The sequence below is a fragment of the Corynebacterium minutissimum genome (assembly GCF_016889765.1).
In the GTDB taxonomy this organism is placed as follows: domain Bacteria; phylum Actinomycetota; class Actinomycetes; order Mycobacteriales; family Mycobacteriaceae; genus Corynebacterium; species Corynebacterium minutissimum_B.
In genome coordinates this window covers 779,873-795,782 of record NZ_CP069533.1, presented here as the reverse complement: position 1 = coordinate 795,782, position 15,910 = coordinate 779,873, and the positions used below count along the sequence as shown (strand labels likewise).

The window sequence follows — 15,910 nt, the reverse complement described above, 5'->3', positions numbered from 1 at the left end:
ATTATAGTGACCACCGCAACTGAGCAATCCGTCCAGTTTGAGGGATGGAAGGGCTTTGAAGAAGGCCCGTGGACCGAGAACATCGACGTCCGCGATTTCATCCAGCGCAACTACACCCCCTATGACGGAGATGCTTCCTTCTTGGAGGGCCCGACCGAAAAGACCAAGCGCGTCTGGGAGCACCTGGAAGAAAACTACCTGTCCATCGAGCGCAAGAAGCGCATCTTCGATGTCGACACCCACACCCCAACTGATATTGACGCTTTCCCGGCTGGCTACATTTGCGAAGAGGACGACGTCATTGTTGGCCTGCAAACGGATACCCCGCTGAAGCGCGCCATGATGCCGAATGGTGGCTGGCGCATGGTCAAGCAGGCTATCAAGGAGGCCGGTAAGGAAACCGACCCCGAGGTGGAGAAGATCTTCACCCGCTACCGCAAGACGCACAATGATGCCGTCTTCGATATCTACACCCCGCGCATCCGCGCTGCTCGTTCTTCCCACATCATTACCGGTCTGCCGGATGCTTATGGCCGTGGCCGCATCATTGGCGACTACCGCCGTGTGGCTCTCTACGGTGTGGACTACCTCATCGCTGAGAAGGAAGCGTCCAAGCATGCAGTGGGCGATGTCGGATTCTCCGAGCACTGGGCTCGCTACCGTGAGGAGCACGCCGAGCAGATCAAGGCTCTGAAGAAGCTTAAGGTCATGGCTGAGTCCTACGGCTTTGACATCTCCAAGCCGGCTAAGACCGCTCACGAAGCTGTTCAGTGGACCTACTTTGGCTACTTGGCTTCCATTAAGTCCCAGGACGGCGCCGCCATGTCCATCGGCCGCCTCTCCGCCTTCTTCGATTGCTACTTCGAGCGCGACCTTGCCGCTGGCATCATCACTGAGGAAGACGCTCAGGAGATCATCGACCAGCTGGTCCTCAAGCTGCGTATCGTGCGCTTCCTGCGTACCGAGGATTACGACCAGATCTTCTCCGGTGACCCCTACTGGGCAACCTGGACCGATGCTGGTTTCGGTTCTGACGGCCGCCACCTAGTCACCAAGACCTCCTTCCGTTTGCTGCAGACCCTGGTCAACCTTGGCCCGTCACCGGAGCCGAACATCACCATTTTCTGGGATCCGCAGCTGCCGGAGGGCTACAAGGAATTCTGTGCCCACATCTCGATTGAGACCTCGTCCATCCAGTACGAGTCCGATAAGCAGATTCGTGAACAGTGGGGCGATGACGCCGCGATTGCCTGCTGCGTGTCCCCGATGGCCGTCGGCAAGCAGATGCAGTTCTTCGGCGCCCGCGTGAACGCCGCTAAGGCCCTGCTCTACGCCATCAACGGAGGCCGCGACGAGGTCAGCGGAAAGCAAGTCGTGGACGGCTACGAGGCTATCCAGGGCGATGGCCCGCTGGACTTCGACGAGGTCTGGCAGAAGTACGAGGAGATGCTGGACTGGGTTGTGGGCACCTACGTTGAGGCCCTCAACATCATCCACTACTGCCACGACAAGTACGCCTACGAGTCCATCGAGATGGCACTGCACGATTCCGACATTGTGCGCTCCATGGGCTGCGGTATCGCGGGTCTGTCCATCGTGGCTGACTCCCTCTCCGCCATCAAGTACGCCAAGGTCTACCCGGTGCGCGATGAGACTGGTCTCATCGTGGACTACAAGACGGAAGGTGACTTCCCGTTCTATGGCAACGATGATGACCGCGCCGATGACATCGCCGCCACCATCGTCCACACCGTGATGGCGAAGATTAAGGCCATCCCGATGTACCGCAACGCCATCCCGACCCAGTCTGTGCTGACCATTACCTCCAACGTGGTCTACGGCAAGGCTACTGGTTCCTTCCCGTCTGGCCACGAGGCAGGTACTCCGTTCGCCCCGGGCGCAAACCCGGAGAACGGCGCAGACAACCACGGCATGGTCGCTTCCATGCTGTCGGTGGGCAAGCTGGACTACAAGGATGCGCTCGACGGCATCTCGCTGACGAACACCATCACCCCGTCCGGTTTGGGCCGCACGCCTGAGGAACGCATCACCAACCTGGTGGGTGTCCTCGACGCCGGCTTCATCATGGATTCCAAGTAAACCACTTTCACACCACTTCCGAAAAGGAGAAAACATCATGGCTACCCCAACTTTCGACGAGCGTCTCGCAACCATGAAGGCAAACCGCACCGCCAACAACATGGACTCGGGCCTGTACCACGCCAACATCAACGTCCTGGACAAGTCCACCCTGGAGGACGCTGTTGAGCACCCGGAGAAGTACCCGAACCTCACTGTCCGCGTGTCTGGCTACGCAGTGAACTTCGTCAAGCTGACCCGCGAGCAGCAGCTCGACGTCATCTCCCGTACCTTCCACCAGGGCTCCTAGATGGCAGATGGCATTACCGGCGTCGTCCACCTGTCCCCTGAAGAGGGTGACAAGGTGCGCGGCGCCGCCGCCGGTTTGGGCACAGATAATGACCTCGACGAGTTCAGCCGCCCGGAGTTGATGCAGGCACGCCGTTCTGGCGACATTGCCCTCGTTCACTCTTGGGAGCTGGTGACCGCCGTTGATGGCCCTGGAACCCGCATGACTTTGTTCATGTCGGGATGCCCGCTGCGCTGCCAGTACTGCCACAACCCTGACACGATGGAAATGAAGGTCGGCACTCTGGAGCGCATTGAAGACGTGGTGAAGCGCATCAAGCGCTATAAGCCTGTCTTCAACTCCTCCGGAGGTGGTCTGACTATGTCTGGCGGCGAAGCGCTGTTCCAGATTGCGTTTGCCCGGCGCTTGCTCAAGGAGGTCCACGACGCGGGTATCCATACGACGATTGACACGTCGGGATACTTGGGCGCGCGCCTGCGCGACGAGGACTTGGACAACATTGACCTCGTTCTCTTGGACGTCAAGGCTGGTGACGAGGAGACTTACAAGGAAGTCACGCGCCGCGAGCTGCAACCCACCATCGACTTCGGTGACCGTCTCAATGAGATGGGCAAGCCGGTGTGGATTCGTTTCGTGCTCGTCCCTGGCCTGACGGATTCCCCGGAGAATGTCGCCAACGTGGTCAAGATTGCCTCCCGCTGGAAGAGCAACGTCGAGCGAGTCGAGGTGCTGCCTTTCCACAACATGGGCGCAGATAAGTGGCGTGAGCTCAACATGCCCTACACTTTGGAGGACACCAAGCCGCCTAAACCGGAAGACGTTGAATCTGTCCGAGATGCGTTCCGTAAGGAGGGTTTCGTGGTCTACTAGAAGCATGAAACGCTTCGGCCACACCATCAAGGAACACATCCTTACCGTCCCCTGGGATTATGACAATCCCGCCGCCGGTTCTTTCGAACTCTACGCGCGCGAGATCATCCCACCGGGCGGTGAGAACTACCCGGCACTGCTCTATAACCAGGGCGGGCCGGGTTTCCCGTCTCCGCGGCCGGTTGGCGCCACCGGGCTCATCGGGAAGGGCCTGGAGCGCTACCGTTGGATCCTCATGGACCAGCGCGGCACTGGGCGCAGCCACCGCATTGATGAACTGAGCCCTGCCGAGGACCGCACCGCGCAGCGCTTGGCGCAGTTGCGCCAGGACAACATCGTGCGTGATGCCGAACGCCTACGTGAGCACCTGGGGGAGGAGTCCTGGGATCTCTTCGGCCAGTCCTTCGGCGGCTTCATCATTACGGCCTATGCTTCGATGTTCACGGAGTCTATCGGCCGGGCCTTCCTTACTGGTGGCCTTCCTACCCTGACCAAGGGCGCGGACGATCTCTACCGCACGACCTTTGCCAAGCTCAAGGTCCGTCACGAGCGCTTTTACAACCAATTTCCGTGGGCTCAAAAACGCATCGAAGAGATTATCCACCACCTGGACAACTCGGAAGAACTCCTGCCCACGGGTGAGCGCCTGTCTGCGCGCCGCTTCCGCACCATCGGTATTGAATTGGGGCGCGGCACTGGCTTCGATTCTCTGGCCTACCTGCTGGAGGAACCGTTCCGCACCGTGGGCGGGGAGAAGCGCTTGCGTTCAGACTTCCTCAACAACGTCGGCAGCCGCGTGAGCTTCCAGGCCGGGCCGCTGTACGCGGCGATCCATGAATCCATCTACGGTGGCGTCGGCGGCCAGGCCGTCACCGGCTGGGCGGCGCACCGCATGCGCGAGGAGTTTCCCGAGTTTGCCGAGGACGGCACGTACCTTACCGGCGAACACATCTTCCCCTGGCAATTCGACGAGGACCCGGCGTTACGCCCTTTCAAAGAAGGCGCGGAGGAGCTGGCTGCGCATGAGTGGACCAGCTCGCCGTACGATGACGCAGTGCTTGCCGACGGCCCCCTGGTAGCCGCTGCCGCCATCTACCTGGACGACATCTTCGTCCCCTTCGAGGATTCAATGGCTACGGGGGAGACCTACCGTGACCTGCGCCCGATGGTGACGAATCGCTTCCAGCACAATGGGATTGCTGAGGACGGTTCGGGGATTCTGGGCGAGCTCTTCCGGTTGGCCGACGAGCATTAAGGACGAGCGCTAGGGTGAACGGCTAGGGCACTCTGGGCACAGCAGTATTAAGTATTAATAGTTAGCAACGATTGCTGGGGAGTGCTCCGCACCGCCTCGTGGCGGGTGTCACGTTATGGCAAAATAGTTGCGAAAAGTGAACTGATCCTAGAAAGGCTAATCCATGGGTCCCCTCATTGTCTTTGGCGTGATAGTCCTGCTTCTCGCCGCCCTCGCCTTCGACGGCTTCTTCATCGTCCGTACGAAGGAAGCTGCCATCATTGAGCGGATGGGTAAGTTCGTCAACGTTGCCCACGCGGGCTTGCACCTCAAGGTGCCGTTGGTCGACCGCGTCCGCGCCAAGATCAGTCTGCAGATTCGCCAGCTTGACGTCATGGTGGAGACTAAGACCAAGGACAACGTCTTCGTCCAGATTCCTGTGGCCGTGCAGTATGAGGTGGTCCAAGGCAGCGAGCGTCAGGCTTTCTACACCTTGTCCAACCATGAGCAGCAGATTGTGGCTTATGTGCAGGACAACGTTCGCTCGTCTGTGGCGAACATGAACCTGGATGATTCCTTCTCTTCCAAGGACACCATTGCCCGCAACGTGGCTATGTCCCTGCGCGACAACATGGCTGCCTACGGCTGGAACTTCGTCAACACCCTTGTCACCGATATTCGCCCGGATGCCCGTGTGCGTGAGTCCATGAACTCCATTAACGCAGCACAGCGTGAACGCGAGGCTGCCGTAGCCCAGGCAGAGGCTGAGAAGATTCGCGTGGTCAAGGAAGCCGAAGGTGCGGCCGAGGCCAAGAAGCTACAGGGTCGCGGTGTGGCTGACCAGCGTAAGGAAATTGTCGAAGGTATCGCTCAGCAGTACGAGCTGCTGCGTGCCGCCGGTGTGGAGGAGAACCCAGAGACCCTCATGCTGGTATCTCAGTACCTTGACGCCATGGTGGATGTGGCGGACCGTGCGCACACCAACGTGCTCTACATGCCGTCTAACCCGGGCGGCATGCAGGACCTCTTCAGCGGCATGCGCGACACGCTCCTGTCGACCGACGCCATCAACTCCGCTCCGAAGCCGTCCGTGCCCGCCGGGGAGGCGAAGCGCAGCCGCGAGGACTTCGCCGAAGCGCGCCGCCGGCGAGAGGAGAAGGAGCGGCGTGAACGAGACGAGCGCGCCAGCCGTGACGCTGAAGTCATGGAACAAGCTAAGCGCGCTCAGCAGCAGGCCCAAGAACATGTCCAGAATGCACAGCAGCAGGGCTTCGGTAACATGCCGGGCTTCCCCACGCCTCCGCAGGGCAACGCCCAGCCGCAGTCCGCGCGTGATTATTTCAACCAGTTGCGCAACCAGCTCAACCAGAACAACAACGGCAACTAAACACTGCTCGTAGCAATGATGAAAGGCCTTCCCGATATACCGGGAAGGCCCTTTTACTGTCTTTAGCACTCCTGCAGCAGGCGGCTGAGCGCTTCTTTCTCTGCTTCGGTTACCCACACGCCATACGCCGCCTTCACGTCGACGATGCGCTGCGCGTACTCGCAGCGGAAGGCCCGATGGGGAGGTAGCCACGTGGCGGCATCGCCGGCGCCTTTGTGCTGGTTGAGTGGCCCGTCGACGGCGAGGAGGTTGCGTGGATCATTAGCAAAATTGCGGCGCTGCTCGGGTGACCAGTGCTGGGCGCCTTTCTGCCAGGCGTCGGCCAGCGCGACAACGTGGTCAATCTGTACAGCCTCGGATGTCCCCGCCCCGCGCTGAAAGTCGATGACCTGCCCAGAGTACGGGTCATGCAGCGTGCCGGACATCGCTACACAGTCAAAGGTGCCCTCTTTGATGACAAGATTGTCCAGGTCACGGCGGAGGATGTCGTTGCGAGTATCGCAGCCGTTATGGCCAAACTCGACGGTGACATCGTCGGACCACGCCTGCCCAAAGTGCGCGCGATCGTAACCCGTCATCGGCGCGCGGCCTTTGACTTCCAAGGAATCCAGCGCAGCCAGGGCGTCGGCCGCCGCGGGACTGTCTGTGTCAACCTCAGGGCTGTCCGGGGAAGGGGCGTGCGTAGGGTGCTCGCGCGTAGATGAGGGCGCGTTGCCCTGCGCAGTGTCTGGTTGCTCGGCAGGGGAGGGAAGTAGCAGGCCGCACACCACCAATGCAGCAACGAGGACGTTGAGTTGAGCAGCGAGAAAGAAGGGGGTGCGAGAGGCCATGACGCATTGATCCTAGTGGGTAGAATCTGATGTCGGTATGAGTATCGATATGTTCTTTGACGAGTACCTCGCCGAGCGTGGCCTGTCCCGCTCCGCCGAGGTAGTTCCGGACCACGCCTGCCAGGTCTTTTGCGGCCTGCCCAAGCCCCAAACGCAGCCCTCCCTCGACGAAGCAGTTCAACGCGTAGCGCGTGTCTTGGGGGAATAGCGCGCGTGGATATCCCTAACATTGCTGCGCCGGGAGTAAGCGCGGCGCCTTATGCGCTGTCCTTTTCCGGCCAAGGTTATACCTGGTTGCCTACCCTCCGGGAGGCACTCGCTGCGGGGGTGCGGCCGCAGATTGCCGCGTACCTCGCCGACGCGGAAGAGATACTCGCTCCGCTCAGCGACGCCCTCCTTCCCGCCTCCCCGCACGGCTTCGCACCACTAACGTGGGCGGAGTCCGAGCCTGGGTTCGCGCTATCCGCCCCTGCTGTGTCCACTCCGGGTATCTTGTGCGCTCAGCTTGCGGTCATGGAGTCTGTGCGGGCACAGGGCCTAGATATATCTAATGCCGTGTTGAGTCTTGGTCATTCCCAAGGCGTTCTTGCCGCCGCTGTGACGACTGGTCGCGCGACCCCAGGCGAGGCCCTGGCCATAGCCCGGCTCATTGGTGCTGCGTTGACGACGACTGCCCGCATCCACGGGTTTGTGCGCACCGCCCAGGGAGCGCCCATGGTGGCGGTTGACGGAGCTACGCAGGAACAACTCCACGAGTTAGGTGCCCATATCGGTCTCATCAATGGCCGCGAACGCAGCGTCATCGTGGGCACCCCGGAGGAGCTTGCCCGCGTGCGTCGCACCATGGCAGGCGAACAGGTGACCTTCACGGACCTTGATGTTGATGCCGCCTTCCACCATCCGGCCCTAGCTCCAGCTGTGGAACAGGTGGAGCGCTGGGCCGCCGACCTCGAACTCGATTTAGTCCTTGCCGGCGAGCTTGCCCGCGCAGTGCTGACAGATACCGTTGACTGGCCTGCCCGCGTTGACGAGGCGGTTGCCGCCGGCGCGCGCTGGATTCTGGAGATAGGCCCCTCCCGCGGTGTTGAGCCGCTAACCCGAGAGGCGGTGGCCGGACGTGGCGTGGGAACCCTAGCCGTGGGTACTGCTGAGGGCCAAGCGCAGCTCTTCGCGCCCGGCCGTGCCTCTGCCGTGCCGGCAGCCTGGTCTGATTTCGCGCCGCGCCTCGTCGGCGGACGCCTCTCTTCGCGTTTTACTGAAGTGACCGGCTATTCCCCGGTCATGCTGCCTGGCATGACACCAACCACAGTGGATCCGGAAATCGTTGCCGCGGCTGCCAATGCTGGGCACTGGGCGGAGCTCGCTGGCGGCGGCCAACATACCGAGGACATTCTGGACCAGAACCTGGAGAGACTCGCGCGTCTCCTCGCGCCGGGGGTTAATGCCCAGTTCAATGCTCTGTACTTATCTGCTTCGCAGTGGCGGCGCCAGATTGAAGGCCAGCGTGCCATCCCACGATCGCGTGCAGCGGGGGCACCGCTCAACGGCGTAGTCATCTCCGCCGGAATCCCGCCGCACGAGGAAGCATGTGACCTGGTACGGCGCCTCCACGCAGAGAACATCCCGTGGGTAGCTTTCAAACCCGGCACGGTGGAACAAATCAAGCAGGTGCTGGCCATCGCCCGTGCCGTGTCTACCACGCTCATAATGCAGGTAGAAGGTGGCAAAGCCGGCGGCCACCACTCCGCTGAGGACCTCGACGAGCTCCTTGCCGCCACCTATGACGATATCCGTCGGCACCCCAACGTTCTGCTTGCCGTTGGCGGCGGCATCGCCACCCCGACTCAGGGCGCGGAGTACCTCACCGGCGAGTGGTCGCGGCGTCGTGGCCTGCCCGCAGCACCTGTCGACGCCATCATGATCGGCACTGCCGCGATGGCCACTGCCGAGTCCACGGCGTCGGCGTCGGTGAAGCAGGCACTCGTTGCTGCCACGGAAGACGATGTCACTTCGGGCCGTTCCGACCTCGGCGCCAGCATCCACGAGCTGGATAATTCCTTCGCCCACGCCGGGCGTCTGCTCGATGCGGTTGCGGGTGATGAGGAGCTGGTGTCCGCTCACCGCGAGGAGATCGCTGCTGCCCTAGCGCAGACGTGCAAACCCTACTTTGGGGACCTTGACGCCATGAGCTACGCCGAGTGGCTGCGACGTTATGTGGAGTTATCCTTCCACGACGGCTGGACAGATGAATCGTGGTGTACTCGCTTCGAGAAGATAGTGGCGCGCGCCGAAGCCCGACTGCACGACGTTGACCACGGTGAGATAGCCCTGCAGGTCACAGTCGATGCCGCCGACCCTGCGGCCGCAATTGATGAGCTTGTTGAGCTTTACGGTGACGCTGCCCTTCACCCGACGGATGCTGCGTGGTTCGTGTCCCTCCTTGACGGCCCCGGTAAGCCACCGGGGTTTGTGCCGATTATCGATGCTGCCGTGCGCCGCCGCTTCCGCCAGGATTCCTTGTGGCAGGCCCACGACGAGCACTTCGATGCCGACAGTGTCTGCATCATCCCAGGTACAGCGGGCGTCGAGGGCATTGAATACGCCAACGAACCGGTTGCGCAGTTGCTGAAGCGCTTCGAGCAGGCCACTATCGACCTGCTTTCAGCAGCCCCCACTCCACACCTGGATGCCCCCGCGCCCACCGCTGAGGAACTCCTTCGCCGGGCGCCGTGCCTCAACTGGGCTGGCCGCGAGCAGGCGAACCCGCTACGCCTCAACCTGCCCGGCGCGACCCTCGAACCGGTGAGCACAGACCCCGCGGACTTCTGGTTCACCGTTCCTCTTGGTGTCGGCGCCCGCAGTGCTGCGAATGCTGACTCCACGCTGCGCGTGCGCATCGCTGCACCGCGTGTGCCGGGTGCTTCGCCCGTCGTCAGCGCAGAGGATGCTGCTTCCGCCATGCGGGAGCTAGCCCGAGTGGCTGCTGGGGGAACACTGCCGGAGGTAGATGGCGGTAGCGCCACGGTTACGGCCACCCTCGATGCGGCGGACATGGCGAACTATGTTTCTGTGACCAGTGCCGGTAGCGCCGATGGCCCAGTCGTGCCCGACGTGTTAGTAGGTACCGCGTGGCCGGCCATTTTTGCCGTCATTTCAGTGGCCCGCACGGCCGGAGAGCACGTCGTGGTGGGGGAGCCCGTGGTTGAGGGCCTGCTCAACCTTGTGCACCTTGCACACTCGGTGGAACTGACCGAAGGGGCTGCAGGGCTTCTCGCTGCTGCGGCGGAGCCGGGCGCAGATCCCCTACAGGTGCAGGCCACCGCCCGACTGCGCGGCGTGTGGGATACAGCCTCGGGCCGCGTGGTGGAGATTGCGGTACGCATCGATCACGACGGCAACCTCGCCCGGCTGCGCGAACGTTTCCTCATCCCTGGCCGCGTCGGCACTCGCGTTGCGCCGGCCACGGATGATTCCGCTGAGGACTCCTCGGAGTTCATTCGAGAGACCCCGCGGTCTTTCCGTCACCGCCGCACCGTTACGGCGCCGGAATCCCTGCGTCCTTTCGCGGTAGTGACGGGGGACCATAACCCCATACACGTGTCTGCGAACGCCGCAGCACTGGCGGGGCTCGAGGATGGCCCTATCGTGCATGGCATGTGGACGTCAGTGCTGGCGCAGACTGCTGCCGCCTTCGACGGGGCCCGAGTCCTGCAGTGGTCCGCGACCATGCTCGCGCCGGTACGCCCGGGCAGTGAGGTGGAGCTGGTGGTGGACCGGGTGGGCGTCGACAAGCGCGGCGGCCACGGCGAAGTCCGCTCCGTCACCGCGACGAGTGCTGGCGTGGTGGTGTTGGAAGCGCGCGCTGTGATGAGCGCACCACGCACCTTCTATGCTTTTCCCGGCCAGGGCATTCAGGCCCCGGGGATGGGGATGCAGGAGTACGGGACCTCGCCCGCGGCACGCGCGGTGTGGGAACGCGCCGACGCCCACACGAGACAACACCTGGGCTTTTCCATTCTGGAGATTGTGCGGAATAACCCGGACATCGTGGTCGTGCGCGGCACGACGTATTCCCATCCCGATGGTGTCCTGTACCTTACCCAGTTCACGCAGGTAGCCATGGCTACGCTGGGCTGCGCGCAGATTGCTGCGCTGAAGGAGGCCAGGGTACTGGATAGCACTGCGGCCTTTGGCGGGCATTCCGTAGGCGAGTACAACGCGCTGGCTGCCTACGCCGAGGTGCTTTCGCTCGAGGCCGTGTTGGAGATCGTCTATGTGCGTGGCCTCACCATGGACCGGCTCGTGGAGCGTGATGCCGAGGGCTATTCGCGCTACGGACTGGGCGCGCTAAGGCCCCACAAGATGGGGATGCGCGCCGATGAGGTCACGGACTACATCGCCGAGACCATTGAGGTCACCGGGGAGTTCCTCGAGGTGGTCAACTACAACGTGGCCGGGCGCCAGTACGCCATTGCCGGCACGGTGGATGGCCTTATTGCCATCGAGGAAAACGCCGAGCACTGGGCGCCCGGCGAGCGCGCTTTTGTCCCCATTCCCGGCATTGATGTGCCCTTCCACTCCTCACGCTTAGTGGACGGGGTAGATGATTTCCGTGCGCACTTAGATGAGCTCATCCCGCAGGATATCGACCTCGACGTGCTGGTGGGGCGCTACGTCCCCAACCTCGTTGCCCGGCCATTCGCCGTGGACCGTGACTTTGTGGAGGCCATCGCAGACGTTGTTGATTCGCCGCGTATCGCGGCCATTCTGGAGGACTTCGCAGCAGCCGCAGCGCACCCGCACAAGCTTGGCCGCACACTGCTAGTGGAGCTGCTGGCCTGGCAGTTTGCCTCCCCGGTGCGGTGGATCGAAACGCAGGACCTGTTGCTGACCCCGCGCGGTGCGCACACTGCCGCCGGGCTTCCGGGCTTAGGAATAGAGCGCTTCGTCGAGATCGGCGTGGGGCACGCCCCCACCGTGGCCAACATGATGGGGCAGACACTTAGCTTGCCGGAGTACGACGGCGTTCAGGTCGAGGTCCTCAACACCGAGCGCGACCATGCCCGGGTCTTCGCCGAGGACACAGAGCCGGCACCGGCGCGTGAGACCGTGCCGACGGATGAGCACTCTCAGCCGTCACAGCCCACACCACAGCTCGCGGCCGATGAGCTGTCGGCTACCCACACAGCCACCCCCGTTGCCGCGACCGAAAAGGTTACTGACCAGCCGCTGAGCTCACAGCAGGCGGTTGAGATGCTTATCGCGCTATGGACGAAGGTGCGTCCTGATCAGATTGCGGCCACCGACACGATTGAAGGTTTGGTGGAGGGCGTATCCTCCCGCCGCAACCAGCTGCTGTTGGACCTAGGCGTAGAGTTCGGCATCGCCGCCATCGATGGTGCAGCGGATATGCCGGTGAGCGAGCTGGCGCAGACCGTGGCGCAGCGCGCGCCGGGCTATCACGCATTTGGCCCAGTGCTTACCGAGCAGGTAGCGCAGGCTGTGCGTCGTGTGACCGGACCGGCGGGGAAGAAGCCGGGTTACATTGCCGAGCGTGTGAACAATGAGTGGGGTCTGGGCCCGGGGTGGGTCGACCGCACCCTGGCGGAGCTTGTGCTGGGCAGCCGGGAGGGCGCGTCCCTGCGCGGCGGGGAGCTGGCCACATTACCCGTCAGCGCTGCCAGCACCGCACAGGAGCTGGATGAGCTTATCGACGCCTCCCTTGTAGCCACCGCGACCCGCGCCGACGTCACGGTGGCCCGGGTGCCGCACGCCAGCGCTGACACCGTTGTGGATCCAGCGGCGCTGGCTGCGTACACGGAACGACTCGAATCCGCACTCGAGGATTCCGCACGCTCGCTGCTCGAGGCCCTCGGCCGTGACGGCACTGAGCACGGTGATGATGCGGTGCGCGGTGAGGCGGCGGGGCATGACGAGCACCTTGCTGAACTCGTGGCCAGGGAAGTGGGCCCGGACTGGGCGCAGCGCGTAGCGCCGGCCTTCGACGCGAAGAAGGCTGTCCTGTTTGATGATTGCTGGGCTTATGCCCGCGAGGGCCTTGTCCGCGCTGCGGCGGCGGGCGTAGAAGATCCGCCCCTTGATGTCCTTGGTGCTGGCGCAGAGGTTGCGCGTATGGCCGAGTACCTGGGCTATCACCATCAAGCGGTGGATGCTGAGGTACCCGGTGAATTCCTTCTTCACTCTGGGCAGGTGGCCGTGGTGACGGGTAGCTCGCCGGGTTCGATTGGCGCGGAAATCATCTCCGAGCTGCTCGTCGAAGGCGCCACGGTTATCGCGACGACCTCGCAGCTTACTCCGGACCGGCTGGAGTTTTTCAAGGAGTTATACCGCACTCGTGCCGTCGGCACCGCGGCGCTGTGGGTAGTCCCGGCCAACCTCAACTCCTTCGCCGACATCGACGCGCTGGTGGAGTGGATCGGCTCAGAGCAGGCGGATACCGTGGGAGGAAAGACCACGCTGCGCAAGCCAGCTTTCGTTCCCGACCTGCTCTTCCCCTTTGCTGCCCCGCGCGTGAGCGGCACCGTGGCGGAGGCTGGTCCTGAATCAGAAGCCCAGATGCGCCTGCTGCTGTGGTCAGTAGAAAAGCTCATCGCGGGCCTGTCCGCGCTGGGCGCGGATACCCACCTGGGGCATCGCCTGCACGTGGTGCTTCCAGGCTCGCCCAATCGCGGGCGCTTCGGTGGCGACGGCGCTTATGGCGAGGCCAAGGCGGCGTTCGACGCCCTGGTGCAGCGCTGGTACTCCGAGCAGAACACCTGGGGCGCGCGGACCTCGCTTGTCCACGCACTCATTGGCTGGGTGCGCGGCACGGGGCTCATGGCGGCCAACGATCCACTCGTCGACCAGGTTGAGGCCCGCGGCGTGAGCACGTATTCGGCGAAGGACATGGCGATGTGCCTTGTGGATAACGCCGCGAACGAGGACATCCTCATCCAGGCTGCCGAAGGACCGGTGGTCATGGACTTCACCGGTGGTTTGGCTGGGGCCGACCTAGACTTGGCTAAGCTCTCTCGCGACGCCGTGCTTGGCGACGTCCCCCCGACCCCCACCAAGTCCCCCAGCCCAGCGCCGCGCACCGTCAAGGCTCTGCCGAACGTACTCGCACCGCTGGACTGGACAACACCCAGCTTCGATGGGGTTACCCAGTCCCTGGAGGACATGGTCGTCATCGTCGGAGCAGGGGAGCTGGGCCCGCTGGGCACGGCGCGCACGCGCTTCGAGGTGGAAGTCGGCGGAGATCTCTCCGCCGCGGGCGTGCTGGAACTGGCGTGGAGTCGAGGCCTCGTGGCGTGGGATGACGCCACCGCAGCGTGGACCACGCCGGAGGGTGAAACAATCGCAGAAGAGGACATCTACGACCGCTTTCACGATGAGGTTCTCGCCGGAATCGGCGTGCGCCGCTTCCACGATGACTTTGGCCCGCACCTGCCCATGGTGGATAACCTCGCACCTGAGCTCACCACCATTTACCTGGAGAAACCGCTTACCTTCGCCGTTGAAGATGAAGCCACCGCACGGTCCTTCGTGGATAGCTGCGAAGGTGCCACGATGCGGCGAGTGCTCACGAGCCCTGGCGGTGAGGCCGAGTGGCAGGTGACCCGCCCTGCCGGATCCGCTGTACGCGTGCCGCGGCGCGTAGCCATGACACGATTCGTCGGCGGCCAGATTCCGGAAGGCTTCGATCCTGCGGTCTACGGCATCCCGGCGGACATGCTGGATAGCGTGGACCGCCTGGCGCTATGGAACCTTGTGTGCACCGTCGAGGCATTCCTCACCGCCGGCTTTAGCCCGGCCGAGCTGCTTGCCCACGTCCACCCGGCGCGGGTGAGCTCCACCCAGGGAACCGGGATGGCGGGGCAGGAGGCGTTGCGCTCCTTGTACGTCGACAAGCTCCTCGCCCACCCCCGACAGCACGACATCCTGCAGGAAGCCCTGCCCAACGTCATTGCCGCGCACGTGATGCAGTCTTACGTCGGCGGCTACGGCCAGATGGTGCATCCAGTAGCGGCATGCGCAACGGCGGCGGTCTCCGTCGAGGAAGCCGTGGACAAGCTGCGCCTGCACAAGGCAGATGTCGTTGTCGCCGGCGGGATTGATGCACTCTCCGTCGAGGGGATTACAGGCTTCGGCGACATGGCGGCTACTGCCGATAGCTCAGAAATGGAGGCCAAGGGCATCGAGCACCGCTTCTTCTCCCGGGCCAACGACCGCCGCCGCGGCGGCTTTGTCGAGTCTGAAGGTGGCGGCACGCTGCTGCTTGCGCGTGGAAGTCTAGCCGCGGAGCTGGGCCTGCCGGTCCTCGGCGTGGTGGGCTTTGCCGAGTCCTTCGCTGACGGCGCGCACACCTCCATCCCCGCGCCGGGCCTCGGCGCGCTGTCTGCGGCGCGCGGGGGAGCCGACTCTCGCCTGGCGCGTTCCCTCACAGAACTCGGGGTTTCGCCGGACGACATCGCGGTAGTGTCCAAGCACGACACCTCCACGAGCGCCAATGACCCCAACGAGTCCGACCTACATGAGCGCATCGCGCGTGCCCTCGGGCGCAGCGACGGGAACCCGCTCTACGTTATTTCACAAAAGACCCTGACCGGCCACGCCAAAGGCGGAGCCGCCGCCTTTCAGCTCATCGGGCTGTGCCAGGTGCTGCGCGGAGGTATCGTCCCGCCGAACCGCTCGTTGGACTGCGTGGATCCTGAGCTGCGCCGGCACGAACACCTGGTGTGGCTGCGCCAGCCGCTGGACCTGCGCCGGACCCCGCCCAAAGCGGGGCTGGTGACGTCCTTGGGCTTCGGCCATGTCTCCGCGCTCATTGCGGTCGTGCACCCAGAGGCCTTCGTGTCAGCACTCGTGGCTGAATGCGGCGACGACACTGCACTGGCATGGCGCGAGAGAGCCGAGGCGAGAGAGCGCTCTGGCTTGCGCCGCCTCGAGGACGCCATGCGAGGCGGTTCGGCGCTCTACCAGAGGCCGGTGGATCGCAACCTGGGCGGCGGACCCGCCGCGGAGGTCAAGGAACGCGAGGCGGCCGTGCTGCTCAGTGAAGGCGCGCGAATGCGCAACGGAGTACTCGAACCCGACGCCGAGCGGGGGTAGAAAGCTGCCGGATACCCCCAGCGTGCACCGTCTGAAACGATAAAGAAGCAGGTCAGACGGGTTGAACCCGAGGTGTGGGCTGGGGCACC

Annotated in this window: 8 protein-coding genes; 7 read left to right on the top strand and 1 reads right to left on the bottom strand. The window is 63.5% G+C overall.

Going from position 1 to position 15,910, the window contains the following annotated elements; all coding sequences use genetic code 11:
• Nucleotides 1-6: 6 nt before the first annotated feature.
• The 5 genes from I6J26_RS03670 (at nt 7) to I6J26_RS03650 (ending at nt 5,880) form a co-directional block, all read left to right on the top strand.
• On the top strand, nt 7-2,100 hold the full coding sequence (locus I6J26_RS03670; RefSeq protein ID WP_115023368.1) for a pyruvate formate lyase family protein: 2,094 nt from the start codon (nt 7-9) through the stop codon (nt 2,098-2,100).
• Nucleotides 2,101-2,137: 37 nt separating this feature from the next.
• On the top strand, nt 2,138-2,389 hold the full coding sequence (grcA2, locus tag I6J26_RS03665) for an autonomous glycyl radical cofactor GrcA2 (RefSeq protein ID WP_039676708.1): 252 nt from the start codon (nt 2,138-2,140) through the stop codon (nt 2,387-2,389).
• The gene (gene pflA / locus I6J26_RS03660; RefSeq protein WP_115023365.1) at nt 2,390-3,259 is read left to right on the top strand and encodes a pyruvate formate-lyase-activating protein; all 870 of its coding nucleotides are present in this window, start codon (nt 2,390-2,392) and stop codon (nt 3,257-3,259) included.
• Between the two features lie 4 nt (nt 3,260-3,263).
• On the top strand, nt 3,264-4,514 hold the full coding sequence (locus I6J26_RS03655) for an alpha/beta fold hydrolase (RefSeq protein ID WP_115023363.1): 1,251 nt from the start codon (nt 3,264-3,266) through the stop codon (nt 4,512-4,514).
• Between the two features lie 163 nt (nt 4,515-4,677).
• The gene (locus I6J26_RS03650) at nt 4,678-5,880 is read left to right on the top strand and encodes an SPFH domain-containing protein (RefSeq protein ID WP_115023361.1); all 1,203 of its coding nucleotides are present in this window, start codon (nt 4,678-4,680) and stop codon (nt 5,878-5,880) included.
• A gap of 62 nt (nt 5,881-5,942) precedes the next feature.
• Here I6J26_RS03650 and I6J26_RS03645 read toward each other — a convergent pair whose 3' ends face one another.
• Nucleotides 5,943-6,710: an HNH endonuclease family protein gene (locus I6J26_RS03645; protein ID WP_115023359.1), complete on the bottom strand. Its 768-nt coding sequence runs from the start codon at nt 6,708-6,710 to the stop codon at nt 5,943-5,945.
• Nucleotides 6,711-6,747: 37 nt separating this feature from the next.
• On the opposite strand from I6J26_RS03645, the gene I6J26_RS03640 reads away from it, so the two are divergent.
• A complete protein-coding gene (locus tag I6J26_RS03640; RefSeq protein ID WP_181815394.1) occupies nt 6,748-6,918 on the top strand; it encodes a hypothetical protein in 171 nt (56 codons plus the stop codon).
• A gap of 5 nt (nt 6,919-6,923) precedes the next feature.
• Nucleotides 6,924-15,821 carry a type I polyketide synthase gene (locus tag I6J26_RS03635; RefSeq protein WP_239121826.1) on the top strand — a complete coding sequence of 2,966 codons (8,898 nt, stop codon included), beginning with the start codon at nt 6,924-6,926 and terminating at the stop codon, nt 15,819-15,821.
• Nucleotides 15,822-15,910 lie beyond the last annotated feature (89 nt).

Excerpts from the sequence above, each read along its gene's own strand:
- grcA2 (WP_039676708.1), top strand. The coding sequence starts at position 2,138 with ATGGCTACCCCAACTTTCGACGAGCGTCTCGCAACCATGAAGGCAAAC.
- pflA (WP_115023365.1), top strand. The coding sequence starts at position 2,390 with ATGGCAGATGGCATTACCGGCGTCGTCCACCTGTCCCCTGAAGAGGGT.
- I6J26_RS03655 (WP_115023363.1), top strand. The coding sequence starts at position 3,264 with ATGAAACGCTTCGGCCACACCATCAAGGAACACATCCTTACCGTCCCC.
- I6J26_RS03650 (WP_115023361.1), top strand. The coding sequence starts at position 4,678 with ATGGGTCCCCTCATTGTCTTTGGCGTGATAGTCCTGCTTCTCGCCGCC.
- I6J26_RS03645 (WP_115023359.1), bottom strand. The coding sequence starts at position 6,710 with ATGGCCTCTCGCACCCCCTTCTTTCTCGCTGCTCAACTCAACGTCCTC.
- I6J26_RS03640 (WP_181815394.1), top strand. The coding sequence starts at position 6,748 with ATGAGTATCGATATGTTCTTTGACGAGTACCTCGCCGAGCGTGGCCTG.